This window comes from Streptomyces thioluteus (assembly GCF_039535865.1).
In genome coordinates, this window is the sequence record NZ_BAAAXZ010000036.1 from 1 (window position 1) to 17,359 (window position 17,359).

Below are 17,359 nucleotides of genomic sequence, written 5' to 3' on the forward strand. Positions count from 1 at the left end.
AACGGCACACCACAAACAACGGACAGAGGCAGGAGGAGGCGTCAAGAGAGACGGCATCAGCAAGAATTATTAGCTAGAAGAGAGACTGACCAACAGCGTCGTATGAACAGGCGAGAGGATAGCAGCACAAAGCAAGCAAAGAGTGAAATCAAAAAAGCAATTACTCTCACTAAAAAGCGAGCGGACAGCAGGCAGACCCCGGCCCCCGCTGGACGCCGCCGACCGCAATTCCTACCGCCTGTGGCAGCGCAAGCTCGGCTTCACCGGCTCCGACGCCGACGGCCTGCCCGGCCGTACGAGCTGGGACGCACTGAAGGTGCCACGCTCATGACCGACGAGACGAAGCGCACCCTGCGCACCATCCTCCAGACCGCCGTCGCCCTCGCGGTCGCGCTCCCCGCGATCGTCGAGGCGTCCGGCATCCCGGCGTCCCTCCCCTGGGCCGCCGGGGCCCTGGCCGTGGCCGGCGGGCTGGCACGCGTCATGGCCCTGCCCGCCGTGCAGAACCTGCTGCCGGGCTGGCTCCGTACGGACAACCGGGGGCGCCCGTGAGTCAGTTCACGCCATCGACCGACGTGGCCGTCGAACTGGAGCGGCTGCGGGGGACGATGGAGGCCGGGTTCCCGGGTGGACGGTTCGCTGGCGCTCCTCGTACAGCGGAGCGACCAGACGGATCGCCAACTGGCGGACCACGAGGAGCGGTTGGACGCCCTGGAGCGGACACGCTGGCCCCTGGCCAGCATCGCCGCCCTGACGGCCCTGGCGGGCCTGTGTCATCTCGCTCCTCCAACTGACGGCACGCTAGGGCTCGCGCCCGGGCCTTTCGCACCCCGCGCGGGGCAACGCGGCTGCGCCCGCGTTCGTCCTCAAGCGCCGGACGGGCTGAATAGCCCGTCCGGCGCTTGAGGACAACCGCGCGAAGCGCGGTTGCGGGGTGCAGGGGCGAAGCCCCCGCCGGGGTGCAGGGGCGAAGCCCCGCCCACCGCGCGGAGCGCGGTGCCGGGCCCCGGGGCCTGCCCCGGAAGAAACGGTGAAAGGGCGGGCCAGGTGGCAAGACACCCCCCACACACAACGCCGCAGGGCGGCCACCCCGGAACCCGGATGACCGCCCTGCAAAGAGCCCAACCGCTTACTGGTTGTACGCGCCCGTAGTCGTAGTCCTCCAGCGGAACCGCCTGGCCGGACCCCGTCCCGAAGGCGAGTAGTCGATGTCGTCGTAACCGACGGCCGAGTACATCGCGGCCTTCGCCTCCTCGGTCGGCTCGACCCGGATGTTCCGGTAACGGGACAGACCCGTACCGGCCGGGATGAGCTTACCGATGATCACGTTCTCCTTGAGACCGATGAGCGAGTCGGACTTGGCGTTGATCGCCGCGTCCGTCAGCGCACTCGGGTCGTCTCCTGGAAGGGACGCGGCCGACAGCCACGACTCGGTCGCCAGCGACGCCTTGGTGATACCCATCAGCTGCGGACGGCCGGAGGCCGGGTGGCCGCCTTCCTGGACCACACGACGGTTCTCCGCCTCGAAGCCGCGAGCGCTCGACGAGCTCGCCCGGGAGCAGCTCGGCGTCGCCGGACTCGATGATCGTCACGCGGCGGAGCATCTGCCGGATGATGATCTCGATGTGCTTGTCGTGGATCGACACGCCCTGCGAGTTGTAGACCTTCTGGACCTCGCCGACCAAGTGGACCTGGACCGCGCGCTGACCGAGGATCCGGAGCACGTCGTGCGGGTTGGTGGCACCCACGGTGAGCTTCTGGCCCACCTCGACGTGGTCGCCCTCGCCCACTAGCAGACGGGCACGCTTCGAGATCGGGAAACGCCGTCTCGTCGCTGCCGTCGTCCGGGGTGACGACGATCTTCTTGGGTCTTCTCGGTCTCCTCGATCCGGACGCGTGCCGGCGGCCTCGGAGATCGGGGCGACACCCTTCGGCGTACGGGCCTCGAAGAGCTCGACGACACGGGGCAGACCCTGGGTGATGTCGTCACCGGCCACACCACCGGTGTGGAAGGTACGCATCGTCAGCTGGGTACCGGGCTCACCGATCGACTGGGCGGCGATGATGCCCGCCGCCTCGCCGATGTCCACCAGCTTGCCGGTCGCCAGCGAGGCGGCCGTAGCAGTAGGCACAGGTGCCGACCGCGGACTCACAGGTGAGGACCGAGCGGGTCTTGACCGTCTCGACGCCGTGGGCGACGAGCTGGTCGATGAGCACGTCACCGAGGTCGACGTTTGGCCGGCGCGATGACCTTGCCGTCGACGACGACGTCCTCGGCCAGCATGCGGGCGTACACCGACGTCTCGACGTCGTCGGCCTTGCGCAGCACGCCGTCCTCGCCGCGGACCGCGATCGCCACGCTTGAGGCCACGGTCGGTGCCGCAGTCCTCCTCGCGGATGATCACGTCCTGGGAGACGATCCACCAGACGACGAGTCAGGTAACCCGAGTCGGCGGTACGGAGGGCGGTGTCCGCGAGACCCTTACGGGCACCGTGGGTGGAGATGAAGTACTCCAGCACGGACAGACCCTCGCGGAACGAGGCCTTAATCGGACGCGGGATGGTCTCGTTCTTCGCGTTCGACACCAGACCACGCATACCGGCGATCTGCCGCATCTGCATCATGTTTCCTCGGGCACCCGAGTCAACCATCATGAAGATGGGGGTTCGTCTTGGGGAAGTGTCGCGTTCATCGCCTCGGCGACCTCGTTGGTCGCCTTGGTCCAGATCGCGATGAGCTCCTGCGTGCGCTCGTCCTTGGTGATCAGACCGCGCTCGATACTGCTTCTGGACCTTCTCGTCCTGGGCCTCGTAACCCTTGACGATCTCCTTCTTGCCTCGGGGACCACGACGTCGGAGATGGCCACGGTGACGCACGGAACGGGGTCGCCCCAGTGGAAGCCGGCCGCCTTCAGGTTGTCGAGCGTTCGCCGCCACGATGACCTTGGGGTAGCGCTCGGCCAGGTCGTTGACGATCTCGGAGAGCTGCTTCTTGCCCACCGAGTAGTCGACGAACGGGTAGTCCTCGGGCAGCAGCTCGTTGAAGAGCGCGCGGCCCAGCGTGGTGTGCAGGCGGAACGAGTCGCCCGTCTGCCACTCCGGCTCGCCCTCCTCCGCGACCGGCGGGGGTCCAGCCACGCGGCGGGACGGTACCGATCGGGAAAGCGGAATGTCGACCTTCGCCTGGAGCGAGAGCTCACGGGCGTCGAACGCCATGATCGCCTCGGCGACGGACGCGAAGGACCGGCCCTCGCCGATGACCTTGCGCTCCTCCTCGTCGGTGGTGAGGAAGAACAGACCGAGCACCATGTCCTGGGTCGGCATGGTGACCGGACGGCCGTCGGCCGGCTTGAGGATGTTGTTCGAGGACAGCATCAGGATGCGGGCCTCGGCCTGCGCCTCCGCGGAGAGCGGCAGGTGGCACGGCCATCTGGTCACCGTCGAAGTCCGCGTTGAACGCGGTGCAGACGAGCGGGTGGATCTGGATGGCCTTGCCCTCGACCAGCTGCGGCTCGAAGGCCTGGATGCCGAGGCGGTGCAGCGTGGGCGCACGGTTCAGCAGAACCGGGTGCTCCGCGATGACCTCTTCCAGCACGTCGTACACGACCGTGCGGCCGCGCTCGACCATGCGCTTGGCGCTCTTGATGTTCTGCGCGTGGTTCAGGTCGACCAGGCGCTTCATCACGAACGGCTTGAAGAGCTCCAGCGCCATGGCCTTGGGCAGACCGCACTGGTGCAGCTTCAGCTGCGGGCCGACGACGATGACGGAACGGGCCGAGTAGTCGACTCGCTTGCCGAGCAGGTTCTGACGGAAGCGACCCTGCTTGCCCTTGAGCATGTCGGACAGCGACTTCAGCGGACGGTTGCCGGGGCCCGTGACCGGGCGACCACGACGGCCGTTGTCGAAGAGCGCGTCGACGGCCTCCTGAAGCATGCGCTTCTCGTTGTTCACGATGATCTCGGGGGCACCGAGGTCAAGGAGTCGCTTGAGGCGGTTGTTGCGGTTGATGACGCGGCGGTACAGGTCGTTCAGGTCGGAGGTCGCGAAGCGGCCACCGTCCAGCTGCACCATCGGACGCAGGTCCGGCGGGATGACCGGGATGCAGTCCAGCACCATGCCGCTAGGGCTGTTGCGGGTCTGCAGGAAGGCGGAGACGACCTTGAGGCGCTTGAGCGCACGGGTCTTCTTCTGGCCCTTGCCGGTGCGGATGATCTCGCGGAGGCGCTCGGCCTCCTCGTCGAGGTCGAAGGACTCCAGGCGCTTCTGCAGCGCGGCGGCGCCCATCGCACCCATGAAGTAGGTGCCGAAGCGGTCGCGCAGCTCGCGGTAGAGCAGCTCGTCGCCCTCGAGGTCCTGGACCTTGAGGTTCTTGAAGCGGTTCCAGACCTCGTCGAGACGGTCGATCTCGCGCTGCGCACGGTCGCGCAGCTGCTTCATCTCGCGCTCGGCGCCCTCGCGCACCTTGCGGCGCACGTCGGCCTTGGCGCCCTCGGCCTCCAGCTCGGCCAGGTCGGACTCGAGCTTCTTGGCACGGGCCTCGAGGTCGGCGTCGCGGCGCTGCTCGATCTGCTGGCGCTCGACGGAGACGTGGGCCTCCAGCGACGGCAGATCGCGCGTACGGCGCTCCTCGTCCACCCACGTGATCATGTAGGCGGCGAAGTAGATGACCTTCTCGAGGTCCTTCGGGGCCAGGTCCAGCAGGTAGCCCAGGCGCGACGGGACGCCCTTGAAGTACCAGATGTGGGTGACGGGGGCGGCGAGCTCGATGTGGCCCATCCGCTCACGGCGCACCTTGGCGCGAGTGACCTCGACGCCACAGCGCTCACAGATGATGCCCTTGAAGCGGACACGCTTGTACTTGCCGCAGTAGCACTCCCAGTCCCGGGTGGGGCCGAAGATCTTCTCGCAGAAGAGCCCGTCCTTTTCCGGCTTCAGGGTGCGGTAGTTGATGGTCTCCGGCTTCTTGACCTCGCCGTGGGACCAGGTTCGGATGTCGTCCGCGGTCGCCAGGCCGATCCGCAGCTCGTCGAAGAAGTTGACGTCGAGCACTTTGTCGTCAATCCCTCTTTCAGGGTTCGTGCCCTCTCGCGTCAGCGAGGTATGGGCTCTACATCAGTGGTCTGGGGGTCCGGGGACGACGGGGGCTTCCGGGCGGAAGCCCCCGTCAGACCCGTCAGACCTCTTCGACGCTGCTCGGCTCGCGCCGGGACAGGTCGATACCGAGCTCCTCCGCCGCGCGGAAGACGTCCTCGTCGGTGTCCCGCATCTCGATGGACATGCCGTCCGAGGACAGCACCTCCACGTTGAGGCAGAGGGACTGCATCTCCTTGATGAGCACCTTGAAGGACTCGGGGATGCCGGGCTCGGGGATGTTCTCGCCCTTGACGATCGCCTCGTAGACCTTCACTCGGCCGGTGACGTCGTCGGACTTGATGGTCAGCAGCTCCTGGAGGGCGTACGCGGCGCCGTAAGCCTCCAGCGCCCACACCTCCATCTCACCGAAGCGCTGGCCACCGAACTGAGCCTTACCACCCAGCGGCTGCTGGGTGATCATGGAGTACGGACCGGTCGAACGGGCGTGCAGCTTGTCGTCGACCAGGTGGTGGAGCTTGAGGATGTACATGTACCCGACCGAGATCGGGTCCGGGAACGGCTCGCCGGAGCGGCCGTCGAACATCCGGGCCTTGCCGGACGGGAGCACCATGCGCTCGCCGTCGCGGTTGGGGATCGTGGACTCGAAGAGACCGGCGATCTCGTCCTCGCGGGCACCGTCGAAGACCGGGGTCGCGACGTTGGTGCCCGGCGCGACCTCGTCGGCGCCGATCGCCTGGAGGCGCTTCATCCACTCCTCGCTGCCCTCGACGTTCCAGCCCTGGCTGGCGAGCCAGCCGAGGTGGATCTCGAGGACCTGTCCCGGGTTCATTCGGGACGGGACACCCAGCGGGTTGAGGATGATGTCGACCGGGGTGCCGTCCTCCAGGAACGGCATGTCCTCGACCGGCAGGATCTTGGAGATGACGCCCTTGTTGCCGTGACGGCCGGCGAGCTTGTCACCATCGGTGATCTTGCGCTTCTGGGCGACGTAGACGCGGACCAGCTGGTTCACGCCCGGGGGAAGCTCGTCGCCCTCCTCGCGGTCGAAGACGCGGACGCCGATGACCTTGCCGATCTCGCCGTGCGGCACCTTGAGCGAGGTGTCACGGACCTCACGCGCCTTCTCGCCGAAGATCGCGCGGAGCAGGCGCTCCTCGGGGGTCAGCTCGGTCTCACCCTTCGGGGGTGACCTTGCCGACGAGGATGTCGCCGCCGATGACCTCGGCACCGATGCGGATGATGCCGCGCTCGTCGAGGTCAGAGAGGACCTCCTCGGAGACGTTCGGGATGTCCCGGGTGATCTCCTCGGGGCCCAGCTTGGTGTCACGGGCGTCGACCTCGTGCTCCTCGATGTGGATCGAGGAGAGGACGTCGTCCTGGACGAGGCGCTGCGACAGGATGATCGCGTCCTCGTAGTTGTGACCCTCCCACGGCATGAACGCCACGAGCAGGTTCTTGCCGAGCGCCATCTCACCGTTCTCGGTGGACGGGCCGTCGGCGAGCACCTGGCCGGCCACGACACGGGCGCCCTCGTCCACGACGACCTTCTGGTTGAAGGACGTGCCCTGGTTCGAGCGGGAGAACTTGGCGACCCGGTAGGTGTTGTAGGTGCCGTCGTCGTTGGCGACGGTGACGTAGTCCGCGGAGATCTCCTGGACCACGCCGTCCTTCTCGGCCTTGATGACGTCGCCGGCGTCGACCGCGCAGCGGTACTCCATACCGGTGCCGACCAGCGGCGCCTCCGCCTTGATCAGCGGAACGGCCTGGCGCATCATGTTCGATCCCATGAGCGCACGGTTGGCGTCGTCGTGCTCGAGGAACGGGATCATGGCGGTCGCGACCGACACCATCTGGCGCGGGGAGACGTCCATGTAGTCGACGTCGTCGCCGGCGATGTAGTCGATCTCGCCGCCACGGCGGCGGACCAGCACGCGGGACTCGGCGTAGCGCATGTCCTCGGTGAGGGGCGCGTTCGCCTGGGCGATGACGAAGCGGTCTTCCTCGTCGGCGGTCAGGTAGTCGACCTCGTCGGTGACGACACCGTCGACGACCTTGCGGTACGGGGTCTCGACGAAACCGAACGCGTTGACCCGGCCGTAGGAGGCGAGCGAGCCGATCAGACCGATGTTCGGGCCTTCGGGCGTCTCGATCGGGCACATGCGGCCGTAGTGCGACGGGTGGACGTCTCGGACCTCGAAGCCGGCCCGCTCACGGGAGAGACCGCCCGGACCCAGCGCCGACAGACGGCGCTTGTGGGTCAGACCCGACAGCGGGTTGGTCTGGTCCATGAACTGGGACAGCTGGCTGGTGCCGAAGAACTCCTTGATGGAGGCGACGACCGGCCGGATGTTGATCAGGGTCTGCGGCGTGATCGCCTCGACGTCCTGCGTGGTCATGCGCTCGCGCACGACGCGCTCCATACGAGCCAGACCCGTGCGGACCTGGTTCTGGATGAGCTCGCCGACGTTGCGCAGACGACGGTTGCCGAAGTGGTCGATGTCGTCGGTCTCGACGACGATCGAGGTGCCGTTCTCGCCGACCGTGTCCTGCTCGCCGGCGTGCAGCTTCACCAGGTACTTGATCGTCGCGATGACGTCGTCGACGGTGAGCACACCGGCGTCGAGCGGGGCGTCCGCGCCCAGCTTCTTGTTGACCTTGTAGCGGCCGACCTTCGCCAGGTCGTAGCGCTTGGGGTTGAAGTAGAGGTTCTCGAGCAGCGTCTGCGCGGCCTCACGCGTCGGCGGCTCGCCCGGGCGCAGCTTGCGGTAGATGTCGAGCAGCGCGTCGTCCTGGCCCTGGGTGTGGTCCTTCTCCAGGGTGGCGCGCATGGACTCGTACTCGCCGAACTCCTCGAGGATCTGCTCGGTGGTCCAGCCGAGAGCCTTCAGGAGGACGGTGACGGACTGCTTGCGCTTGCGGTCGATGCGGACGCCGACCATGTCGCGCTTGTCGACCTCCATCTCCAGCCAGGCACCCCGGGACGGGATGATCTTGGCCGTGAAGATGTCCTTGTCGGACGTCTTGTCGATGGAGGAGTCGAAGTAGACACCCGGCGAACGGACCAGCTGCGAGACGACGACACGCTCGGTGCCGTTGATGCAGAAGGTGCCCTTCGGCGTCATGAGCGGGAAGTCGCCCATGAAGACCGTCTGGGACTTGATCTCGCCGGTCTCGTTGTTGGTGAACTCGGCGGTGACGAAGAGCGGGGCCGCGTACGTGAAGTCGCGCTCCTTGCACTCGTCGATCGAGTTCTTCGGGGGCTCGAAGCGGTGGTCACGGAAGGTCAGCGACATCGACCCGGAGAAGTCCTCGATCGGGGAGATCTCCTCGAAGATCTCCTCCAGACCGGACTTGGTGGGGACGTCCTGACCAGACTCCAGCGCAGCCTCGACGCGAGCCTTCCAGGCGGCATTGCCGAGCAGCCAGTCGAAGCTCTCGGTCTGCAGCGCAAGGAGGTTCGGAACCTCGAGAGGCTCCTTGATCTTCGCAAATGAGATGCGCAGCGGGGCAGTGCTGGCGCCGTTGTTCGTATTGGCGGTCGAGGCGTTGCGCGAGGCGGCCAAGAGGGGGTCCTTCCGAGGGCTCGGACTCACTACGCGCGTACCGGTCCCACGCCGTGCTTCGATAAGAAATCCCAGGTCAGAGGGTTTCCATCAGCAGTGCTCGGCAGTGGGCATGCCCCTGGTGACGGGCAGGGAGCAGCTAACAGGCAGCGCAAAGGGTCAGTGTAGCCACTTGGCCCACTGATGTCCAGAGCGGATGTCCCGAGACCGGTGCGATACCAATCTCTCCCTCCGGGATCCTGTTGTCCTCGCCGTACTCGCCGGACGCGACCGAGGCCGCCCGGCTCCGCCCGGCAACCGCCTGGTGCCGGAAGCGCACGACGATACTTCCCTCTCCGCCGTCGTTCCATGCCTCGGACGGTGAACCGAAGGCGGTGGTCGAGGTCCTGCGAGTCACTGCGTCCTGAGAATTGCGCGCGACGTGCCGTTCGTCAAGGCCCTCCGGCCCCCGGGCGGCCCGCCAGCGGCCGCTCCGCGCGCCGCTCCGGGCCCCTGCGGCGGGGCGGAACAAAGATCACCATACTCGCCCCGGAGGCGGCTGCGTGCAGCCGTCCCGGGTACGCCGAAGGGCGACCACCCGCATGGGTGATCGCCCTTCGTTGGTCTGACGAGTCAGACGGGAGCCTTCAGGCCCCGTGAGGTCACTTGACCTCGACGGAGGCGCCGGCGCCCTTGAGGGCCTCGGCGGCCTTCTCCGCGGCGTCCTTGGCGACCTTCTCGAGGACCGGCTTCGGGGTGCCGTCGACGAGGTCCTTGGCCTCCTTCAGACCCAGGGAGGTCAGCTCACGCACGACCTTGATGACCTGGATCTTCTTGTCACCGGCGGCGGTGAGGATGACGTCGAACTCGTCCTTCTCCTCAGCGGCCTCGGCGGCGCCACCGGCGGCACCGCCGGCAACGACGACCGGCGCGGCAGCGGCGGCGGTGACGTCGAACTTCTCCTCGAAGGCGGAGACGAACTCGGCCAGCTCGATGAGGGTCATCTCCTCGAACTGCGCGAGCAGCTCGTCCTTGGTCAGCTTCGCCATGATGGCGGTCCTTCCACTAAATCGGCAGGTGCCGGGATGTACATGTCGGCGGGCGGACGGCCCGCTGCGACCGGTGCCGGGTGGCACCGGTCAATGCGCGAGCCGAATTACTCGGCACCGCCCTGCTCGGCGAGCTTGGCGCGCAGCGCGTCCGCGGTGCGGACGAGCTTCGTCGGCAGCGCCTGGAAGAGCGAGGCAGCCTGCGACTGCTTGCCCTTCATGGCACCGGCCAGCTTGCTGAGCAGAACCTCGCGGGACTCGAGGTCCGCAAGCTTCTTGATCTCATCGGCGGACATCGCCTTGCCATCAAGGACACCGCCCTTGATGATGAGATTCGGGTTTTCCTTGGCGAAGTCACGCAGACCCTTCGCCGACTCCACCGGGTCACCGGTGACGAAGGCGACGGCGGTCGGACCAGCGAAAAGCTCGTCCGCCAGCGTGATCCCGGCCTCACCGGCCGCGATCTTGGTCAGCGTGTTCTTCACCACGGCGTACTGGGCGTTCTCACCGAGCGAACGACGCAGCGTCTTGAGCTGCGCCACGGTGAGACCGCGGTACTCAGTCAGCACGGCGGCGTTGGAGCTGCGGAACTTGTCCGTCAGCTCGGCAACCGCGGCGGACTTGTCGGGCCTCGCCATGAGCCTCGGCCTCCTTCCGGGTGAATAGGACCGCATAGGCGCGAGAAGGGACCTGGGCAAAACGAAACGCCCCGGCGCGGGCGCTCGGGGCGTGACTCGACCACAATGAACGGCTGGCATCCAGTCGTCCCAGTGGGAGTTCAACCACAGTCACCTGCGCAGGTCGCCCGCAGCTAGCGGATCCTTCGGCCACCACACCTTCGAGCGAAGGCGCAGCAACGACCAGCGGTCTTTGGCTTCCGGAACACAGTAGGTGAACGACCCGCGCCGTGGCAAATCGGGTCAGGACTGCTTCTTGGCGTCCTCGATGCTCTTCGCCAGGTCCTTCATCATCTGGGCGAAGTCGGCGGTCTCGTCGGCCGGCGGCGCCTTGACGTCGGCCTTGGTGCCGTAGTCGGTGTAATCGATGTTGATCTTCACCTTGCCCTGGGCGGTGTCCATTCCCATGATCATTTTCACCGGAAGGTCCTCGCCATTGACCCAGAATTCGGTGTCGTAACCCTTGATGCCGGCCTTCTTGGCGTTCTCCAGGAGCTTTTCGCGCTCCTTGGCGTCCATGACCTTGGCCGACTCCTTGCCCTTGAGCATTTCGTCGAGAGTCAGCGTCCCCTTGTAATGCTGGGCCTTGACGCCGTTGACGGTCTCCTCGCCGACGCGCTTGAGGCTCGGGGAGTCCAGCAGGGCGGCCATCTGCTTGGCCGGGTCCTGGTTGGCGTTGTCCATCTTCGCGGTCATCTGCTTCTGCAGCTCCGCGGTGGGCGCGTCCTTGAGGTCGATCTTCATCCACTTCTTGGAGCGCAGCTCGGCGGGGGCGTCCTTCATGGACTCGGCCGGCATCTGCATGTACATCGCGCTGTCCAGCATGATCATGCGCGTCTTGCCGGAGCCGCCGCCCATGGACGGCCCGCCGGTCATCGTCAGGTCCGCGGCGGTCGGGTTCCAGGCCATGACGCCGTCCATGACCATCTCGCCGCTCTCCGACGGCGTGGTGCCGGTCGCGGACGTGGTCATGTGCACCTTGGCCGACTTCACGGCGCTGGTCTTCTTGTAGGCCGCCTGGAGGGCCTGGACGGGGCTGCGGTCGTCCGAGGACTTGGCAGCGCCCTGGGAGGCGCTCTTGTCGCTCTTCTTGTCGTCCTTCTTGTCGTCGGAGTCGCACGCGACGGCGCCGACGAGAATCGCGGCCGCGGAAAGCGAAATACCGACGCGACGGACCGTGGACTTGCTGGACATGTCCCCACCTTTGGATATTGCTTTGCCTTTACGTTCGCCCGAACGATAACCCAGCGGTCCGACAGGAGGACAGCAAAAAAGGGCCGGCCCCCGCACCGGGAAGGTGCAGGGGCCGGCCCCTTGGTTCACGCGCCGCGCGAGCTGTCTCAGACGGTCTCGTCCTCGACCAGCAGGTTGCGGGTGCGGTTGGAGTCCAGCGCGATGCCGGGGCCCATGGTGGTGGTCAGGGTCGCCTTCTTGATGTAGCGGCCCTTCGCGGCGGACGGCTTCAGACGGAGGATCTCCTCCAGCGCCGCGGCGTAGTTCTCGACCAGCTTCGCGTCATCGAACGAAACCTTGCCGATGATGAAGTGCAGGTTCGAGTGCTTGTCGACGCGGAACTCGATCTTGCCGCCCTTGATGTCGGTCACGGCCTTGGCCGTGTCCGGGGTGACGGTGCCGGTCTTCGGGTTCGGCATCAGACCACGGGGACCGAGCACGCGGCCGAGGCGGCCGACCTTGCCCATGAGGTCCGGGGTGGCGACGACGGCGTCGAAGTCCAGGCGGCCCTTGGCGACCTCGTCGATGAGCTCGTCCGCACCGACGATGTCGGCGCCGGCGGCACGCGCGGCCTCGGCACGGTCACCGGTCGCGAAGACCAGGACCCGGGCGGTCTTACCGGTGCCGTGCGGAAGGTTCACGGTGCCGCGGACCATCTGGTCGGCCTTGCGCGGGTCGACGCCCAGGCGGAAGGCAACCTCGACGGTCGCGTCGAACTTGGTGGCGGAGGTCTCCTTGGCGAGACGGACGGCCTCGAGCGGGGCGTACAGGCGCTCCGCGTCGACCTTGGCGTCCGCAGCGCGGAGAGTCTTGCTGCGCTTCACTGCTTCTCCTCAGTGCTATGGAGTCGTGGTCCGGGCCAGCGCCGGCCCTTCCACGGGGGTGGTGCCTGAAGGCTGGGGATCAGCCCTCGACCGTGATGCCCATGGAACGGGCGGTGCCAGCGATGATCTTGGACGCGGCGTCCAGGTCGTTGGCGTTCAGGTCGGGCATCTTGGTGGTGGCGATCTCGCGGACCTGCGCCTCGGTGATCTTGGCGACCTTGGTCTTGTGCGGCTCGCCGGAGCCCTTCTCCACGCCCGCGGCCTTCAGGATCAGCTTCGCGGCCGGCGGAGTCTTCGTGACGAAGGTGAAGGAACGGTCCTCGTAGACCGTGATCTCCACCGGCACGACCATGCCACGCTGCGACTCGGTCGCGGCGTTGTAGGCCTTGCAGAACTCCATGATGTTGACGCCGTGCTGGCCCAGCGCGGGGCCGACCGGCGGAGCCGGGTTCGCGGCACCGGCGCTGATCTGGAGCTTGATAAGCCCCGTGACCTTCTTCTTCTTGGGAGGCATTGCTCTCTCCGGGTCCTAGTGAGAGTTTTTTGCCCACGACACACTGCTCGCAGGCATACCGCACCACGATAACGGGTAACGCGGCCGGACCAAAAACCGAGAGGCCAGACCGCATGGTCTGGCCTCTCGGAAGCGTGGGGCTAGTTCTTCTGGATCTGGTCGAAGCTCAGCTCGACCGGGGTCTCGCGGCCGAAGATCTCGACGAGGCCCTTGACCTTCTTCGAGTCGGCGTTGATCTCGTTGATCGTGGCCTGGAGGGTGGCGAACGGGCCGTCGGTGACGGTGACCGAGTCGCCGACCTCGAAGTCCAGCACCTGGACCTCGACCTTGCGGCTCGGGGCCGGGCGGCCCTCGGCCTCGGCGGCCTCCTTGGCGGCCTTCGCCTCGGCCTCCGGGGCGAGCATCTTGACGATCTCGTCCAGGGTCAGCGGGTACGGGTCGTAGGCGTTGCCCACGAAGCCGGTGACGCCCGGGGTGTTGCGGACGACGCCCCAGGACTCGTTCGTCAGGTCCATGCGCACCAGCACGTAGCCGGGGAGCTTGTTCTGGCGGACGGTGCGGCGGTCGCCGTTCTTGATCTGGACGACCTCTTCCTGCGGCACCTCGGCCTGGAAGATGTAGTCCTCGACGTTCAGCGAGACGGCGCGCTGCTCGAGGTTGGTCTTCACGCGGTTCTCGTAGCCCGCGTAGGTGTGGATGACGTACCACTCGCCGGGCAGCCCGCGCAGCTCGTCGCGGAGCGCGGCGACCGGGTCGGCGGCGGGGGCCTCTTCCTCGACGGCCTCTGCGGCCTCGACGACGGCCTCCGCGGCCTCGACGGCTTCGGCGGACTCCTCGGCCTCGGCCGGGGCCTCCTCGTCGACGCTCTCGGCGGCCTCGGCCGGCTCCTGCTCAGCGGCCGCAGCGTCACCCTCGACCTCGGCCGAGACAGCCGCGTCCACGTCGGCCTCTGCCGCCTCGACGGGCTCGATGGCGTCGGGGTTCAGGTTCGGGTCAGACACGTGGCTGCTTCTTCCTGGTCTTCAAGAGGTGGAACGTGCAAAAAGGCGGCTCTCCGGAAGTACCTCCCGGAAACGAACCGCCCTGCGCGCGGACGGGCTCAGCCGAAGACGTACTTGACGGCGTTGCTGAACCCATAGTCAATCACGGTCACGAGACCAATGACGATGACGACGAAGACGATCACCACGGTGGTGTACGTCGAGAGCTGGCCGCGAGAGGGCCAGACGACCTTGCGGAGCTCCGCCACGACCTGGCGGTAGAAAAGCGCGAGACGGCCCAGCGGGCCCTTCTTGCCGCGCTTGCCGCCACGGCGCTTCTTGACGGCGACCTCGTCCTCGGGACGACCGCTTTCAGGCGTCGCGGTGGAGCCCAGGGCTTCCGTCACTACGTCCTCACCTGAATCCGGGTCGTGGCCGTGCCGCGCCCGGTTGAGCCGCACGGCGGTGCAACAGCTGCGTACGCACGCACCTCAGTGACGATGCGTGTAGCAGGGCCGAAGGGACTTGAACCCCCAACCGCTGGTTTTGGAGACCAGTGCTCTACCAATTGAGCTACGACCCTTTGTGGTTCCCCCCAACCTACCGCATCCGTCCGGGAGCACGGTGTGCCCGGTGCGGATTCGCCGTGGAGAGGCCAACGACGCATGAGTGTACGTGCTTCCCGCCTCCGCGTCGAACAGATACTGCCGCGACCTTCGGAAACGGCCTCTCCGTACCGCTTCGTGACCGCTTCGTGGAACGCGGCCGCCCGGTTCGTCCCCGGTCTGGGACGATGCCTGCATGACCGATGCCACCGCTCCCTTCCCCGCCGCGCAGGCCCCCACCGACCGCCGGGTCTCCACCCGCATCGGGGCGATCTCCGAGTCCGCGACGCTCGCCGTGGACGCCAAGGCCAAGGCCCTCAAGGCCGCCGGGCGTCCGGTGATCGGCTTCGGCGCGGGCGAGCCGGACTTCCCCACCCCGGACTACATCGTCGAGGCCGCCGTCGAGGCGTGCCGCGACCCGAAGAACCACCGCTACACCCCGGCCGGCGGCCTCCCCGAGCTGAAGGCCGCCATCGCGGCGAAGACGCTGCGCGACTCCGGCTACGAGGTCGAGGCATCCCAGGTGCTCGTCACCAACGGCGGCAAGCAGGCCATCTACTCGGCCTTCGCCACGATCCTCGACCCGGGCGACGAGGTCATCGTCCCGGCCCCGTACTGGACCACCTACCCCGAGTCGATCCGCCTCGCGGGCGGCGTCCCGGTCGAGGTCGTCGCCGACGAGACCACCGGCTACCGGGTCTCCGTCGAGCAGCTGGAGGCCGCCCGCACCGAGCGCACCAAGGTGCTGCTCTTCGTCTCCCCCTCCAACCCGACCGGCGCCGTCTACACGCGCGCCCAGGTCGAGGAGATCGGCCGCTGGGCGGCGGAGCACGGGCTGTGGGTGCTCACCGACGAGATCTACGAGCACCTGGTCTACGGCGACGCCGAGTTCTCGTCGCTGCCGGTCGTGGTGCCGGAGCTGCGCGACAAGTGCATCGTCGTCAACGGCGTCGCCAAGACGTACGCCATGACCGGCTGGCGCGTGGGGTGGATCGTCGGCCCGCAGGACGTGGTCAAGGCCGCGACCAACCTCCAGTCGCACGCCACGTCCAACGTCAGCAACGTGGCCCAGCGGGCCGCCCTGGCCGCCGTGTCCGGCGACCTGACGGCCGTCGAGGAGATGAAGGTCGCCTTCGACCGCCGCCGGCGGAAGATCGTCCAGATGCTCAACGAGATCGACGGCGTCCTCTGCCCGGAGCCGGAGGGCGCGTTCTACGCGTACCCCTCGGTCAAGGCGCTGCTCGGCAAGGAGATCCGCGGGAAGCGGCCGGCCACGTCGGTGGAGCTGGCGGCGCTGATCCTGGAGGAGGCCGAGGTCGCGGTCGTTCCGGGCGAGGCGTTCGGCACGCCGGGCTATCTGCGGCTGTCCTACGCGCTGGGCGACGAGGACCTGGTCGAGGGCGTCTCCCGGATCCAGAAGCTGCTCGCCGAGGCGCGGGACTGACGGCCGCTTCACAGCCGCTTCGCTGAAGGGCCGCTCCCGGAATTCCGGGGGTGGCCCTTCCCCCTTTGGTCCCCCTTTGGAGAAAGTGCCTTCCGGTCGACGTGCCGCATGCGGCAGGATCCCGGAATGGAGAACGTACGCGACGTCCGACTGCTGCCCAAGGCGCATTTGCACCTGCACTTCACCGGTTCCATGCGGCCCTCGACCCTGCTCGAACTGGCCGACAAGTACGGAGTGCACCTCCCCGAAGCGCTGAGCAGCGGCGAACCGCCCCGGCTGCGGGCGACGGACGAGCGCGGCTGGTTCCGCTTCCAGCGGCTCTACGACATCGCGCGCTCCTGCCTGCGCACTCCCGAGGACATCCAACGGCTGGTCTTCGAGGCGGCCGAGGAGGACGTCCGGGACGGCTCGGGCTGGCTGGAGATCCAGGTGGACCCCACGTCGTACGCGCCACGGCTGGGGCGGGCTCATCCCCACCCTGGAGGTCATCATGGACGCCGTGGACCGGGCGTCCCGGGACACGGGTCTGGGCATGCGCGTCCTGATCGCCGCGAACCGGATGAAACACCCGCTCGACGCCCGGACGCTGGCCCGCCTCGCGGTGCGCTACGCGGACCGGGGCGTGGTGGGTTTCGGGCTCTCCAACGACGAACGGCGCGGCCTCGCCCGGGACTTCGACCGGGCGTTCCAGATCGCCCGCGAGGGCGGGCTGCTGGCCGCCCCGCACGGCGGCGAGCTGTCCGGGCCGAGCAGCATCCGGGACTGCCTGGACGACCTGCACGCCGGGCGGGTCGGCCACGGGGTGCGGGCCGCGGAGGACCCGCGGCTGCTGCGACGGCTGGCGGAACAGGGCGTGACCTGCGAGGTCTGCCCGTCGTCCAACGTCGCGCTCGGCGTCTACGAGAAGCCGTCGGACGTGCCGCTGCGCACGCTGTACGAGGCGGGGGTGTCGATAGCCCTGGGCGCGGACGACCCGCTCCTCTTCGGCTCGCGTCTCGCGGCGCAGTACGAGCTGGCGCGGGAGCACCACGGCTTCACGGACGGGGAACTGGCGGAGCTGGCGCGGCAGTCGGTGCGGGGGTCTATGGCGCCGGGGGATGTGAAGGGGCGGCTGCTGGCGGGGATCGAGGCGTGGCTGGGCGGCCCGGTGGGGTAGTTCTCCCCGCCCCGCCCTTTCACCGTTTTCCCCCCGGGGCTGCGCCCCTCGGCCCGGCACCCCGCTTCCGGGGCTGCGCCCCTGGGCCCTGCAACGCGGCTGCGCCGCGTTCGTCCTCAAGCGCCGGACGGGCTATTTCAGCCCGTCCGGCGCTTGAGGGACAACCGCGCGAAGCGCGGTTTCAGGGGGCCAGGGGGCGCAGCCCCCGGTGGGGTGCAGGGGCGAAGCCCCGCCCACCCC

At 67.8% G+C, this 17,359-nt stretch carries 11 protein-coding genes, 1 tRNA gene and 4 pseudogenes; 3 read left to right on the forward strand and 13 right to left on the reverse strand.

Features of this window, described 5'->3' with window-relative positions; all coding sequences use genetic code 11:
- Positions 1 to 327 precede the first annotated feature (327 nt).
- A complete protein-coding gene (locus tag ABD794_RS04820; RefSeq protein WP_344961049.1) occupies positions 328 to 552 on the forward strand; it encodes a hypothetical protein in 225 nt (74 codons plus the stop codon).
- 577 nt (positions 553 to 1,129) lie between these two features.
- Here ABD794_RS04820 and ABD794_RS04830 read toward each other — a convergent pair.
- The 13 genes and pseudogenes from ABD794_RS04830 to ABD794_RS04890 form a co-directional block, all read right to left on the reverse strand.
- Positions 1,130 to 1,462 (reverse strand): hypothetical protein, encoded by a 333-nt coding sequence (locus tag ABD794_RS04830; protein WP_344961073.1) that lies wholly within the window; start codon positions 1,460 to 1,462, stop codon positions 1,130 to 1,132.
- 163 nt (positions 1,463 to 1,625) lie between these two features.
- A pseudogene (locus ABD794_RS18560) lies at positions 1,626 to 2,405 on the reverse strand (DNA-directed RNA polymerase subunit beta'); the annotation flags it as partial.
- Positions 2,406 to 2,466: 61 nt separating this feature from the next.
- Positions 2,467 to 3,309 (reverse strand): annotated as a pseudogene (locus ABD794_RS04840) (DNA-directed RNA polymerase subunit beta'); the annotation flags it as partial.
- On the reverse strand, positions 3,197 to 5,050 hold the full coding sequence (locus ABD794_RS04845; protein WP_344961050.1) for a hypothetical protein: 1,854 nt from the start codon (positions 5,048 to 5,050) through the stop codon (positions 3,197 to 3,199). The gene ABD794_RS04845 and the pseudogene ABD794_RS04840, both read right to left, overlap by 113 nt.
- Before the next feature lie 124 nt (positions 5,051 to 5,174).
- Positions 5,175 to 8,658 (reverse strand): annotated as a pseudogene (gene rpoB / locus ABD794_RS04850) (DNA-directed RNA polymerase subunit beta).
- Between the two features lie 641 nt (positions 8,659 to 9,299).
- A complete protein-coding gene (rplL, locus tag ABD794_RS04855; RefSeq protein ID WP_344961051.1) occupies positions 9,300 to 9,686 on the reverse strand; it encodes a 50S ribosomal protein L7/L12 in 387 nt (128 codons plus the stop codon).
- 107 nt (positions 9,687 to 9,793) lie between these two features.
- A complete protein-coding gene (gene rplJ, locus ABD794_RS04860; RefSeq protein ID WP_344961052.1) occupies positions 9,794 to 10,324 on the reverse strand; it encodes a 50S ribosomal protein L10 in 531 nt (176 codons plus the stop codon).
- Positions 10,325 to 10,606: 282 nt separating this feature from the next.
- Positions 10,607 to 11,557: an SCO4651 family lipoprotein gene (locus tag ABD794_RS04865; protein WP_344961053.1), complete on the reverse strand. Its 951-nt coding sequence runs from the start codon at positions 11,555 to 11,557 to the stop codon at positions 10,607 to 10,609.
- A gap of 146 nt (positions 11,558 to 11,703) precedes the next feature.
- Positions 11,704 to 12,420 carry a 50S ribosomal protein L1 gene (rplA, locus tag ABD794_RS04870; protein ID WP_344961054.1) on the reverse strand — a complete coding sequence of 239 codons (717 nt, stop codon included), beginning with the start codon at positions 12,418 to 12,420 and terminating at the stop codon, positions 11,704 to 11,706.
- 79 nt (positions 12,421 to 12,499) lie between these two features.
- On the reverse strand, positions 12,500 to 12,934 hold the full coding sequence (rplK, locus tag ABD794_RS04875; RefSeq protein WP_128507227.1) for a 50S ribosomal protein L11: 435 nt from the start codon (positions 12,932 to 12,934) through the stop codon (positions 12,500 to 12,502).
- A 140-nt stretch (positions 12,935 to 13,074) separates the two neighbouring features.
- Positions 13,075 to 13,935: a transcription termination/antitermination protein NusG gene (gene nusG / locus ABD794_RS04880; protein WP_344961055.1), complete on the reverse strand. Its 861-nt coding sequence runs from the start codon at positions 13,933 to 13,935 to the stop codon at positions 13,075 to 13,077.
- Between the two features lie 98 nt (positions 13,936 to 14,033).
- Entirely contained in the window at positions 14,034 to 14,321 is a 288-nt protein-coding gene (secE, locus tag ABD794_RS04885) for a preprotein translocase subunit SecE (protein ID WP_344961056.1), read from the reverse strand.
- Positions 14,322 to 14,424: 103 nt separating this feature from the next.
- Positions 14,425 to 14,497: transfer RNA gene (locus tag ABD794_RS04890), tRNA-Trp, on the reverse strand.
- 218 nt (positions 14,498 to 14,715) lie between these two features.
- Between ABD794_RS04890 and ABD794_RS04895 the strand changes: the two genes are divergently transcribed.
- Both ABD794_RS04895 and ABD794_RS04900 read left to right on the forward strand, forming a co-directional pair.
- The gene (locus tag ABD794_RS04895; RefSeq protein ID WP_344961057.1) at positions 14,716 to 15,963 is read left to right on the forward strand and encodes a pyridoxal phosphate-dependent aminotransferase; all 1,248 of its coding nucleotides are present in this window, start codon (positions 14,716 to 14,718) and stop codon (positions 15,961 to 15,963) included.
- Between the two features lie 126 nt (positions 15,964 to 16,089).
- Positions 16,090 to 17,119, forward strand: a pseudogene (locus ABD794_RS04900) (adenosine deaminase).
- Positions 17,120 to 17,359 lie beyond the last annotated feature (240 nt).

Coding starts and splice junctions, on each gene's coding strand:
- rplJ (WP_344961052.1), bottom strand. CDS start 10,324: ATGGCGAGGCCCGACAAGTCCGCCGCGGTTGCCGAGCTGACGGACAAG.
- rplL (WP_344961051.1), bottom strand. CDS start 9,686: ATGGCGAAGCTGACCAAGGACGAGCTGCTCGCGCAGTTCGAGGAGATG.
- ABD794_RS04895 (WP_344961057.1), top strand. CDS start 14,716: ATGACCGATGCCACCGCTCCCTTCCCCGCCGCGCAGGCCCCCACCGAC.
- ABD794_RS04820 (WP_344961049.1), top strand. CDS start 328: ATGACCGACGAGACGAAGCGCACCCTGCGCACCATCCTCCAGACCGCC.
- rplK (WP_128507227.1), bottom strand. CDS start 12,934: ATGCCTCCCAAGAAGAAGAAGGTCACGGGGCTTATCAAGCTCCAGATC.
- ABD794_RS04830 (WP_344961073.1), bottom strand. CDS start 1,462: ATGGGTATCACCAAGGCGTCGCTGGCGACCGAGTCGTGGCTGTCGGCC.
- ABD794_RS04865 (WP_344961053.1), bottom strand. CDS start 11,557: ATGTCCAGCAAGTCCACGGTCCGTCGCGTCGGTATTTCGCTTTCCGCG.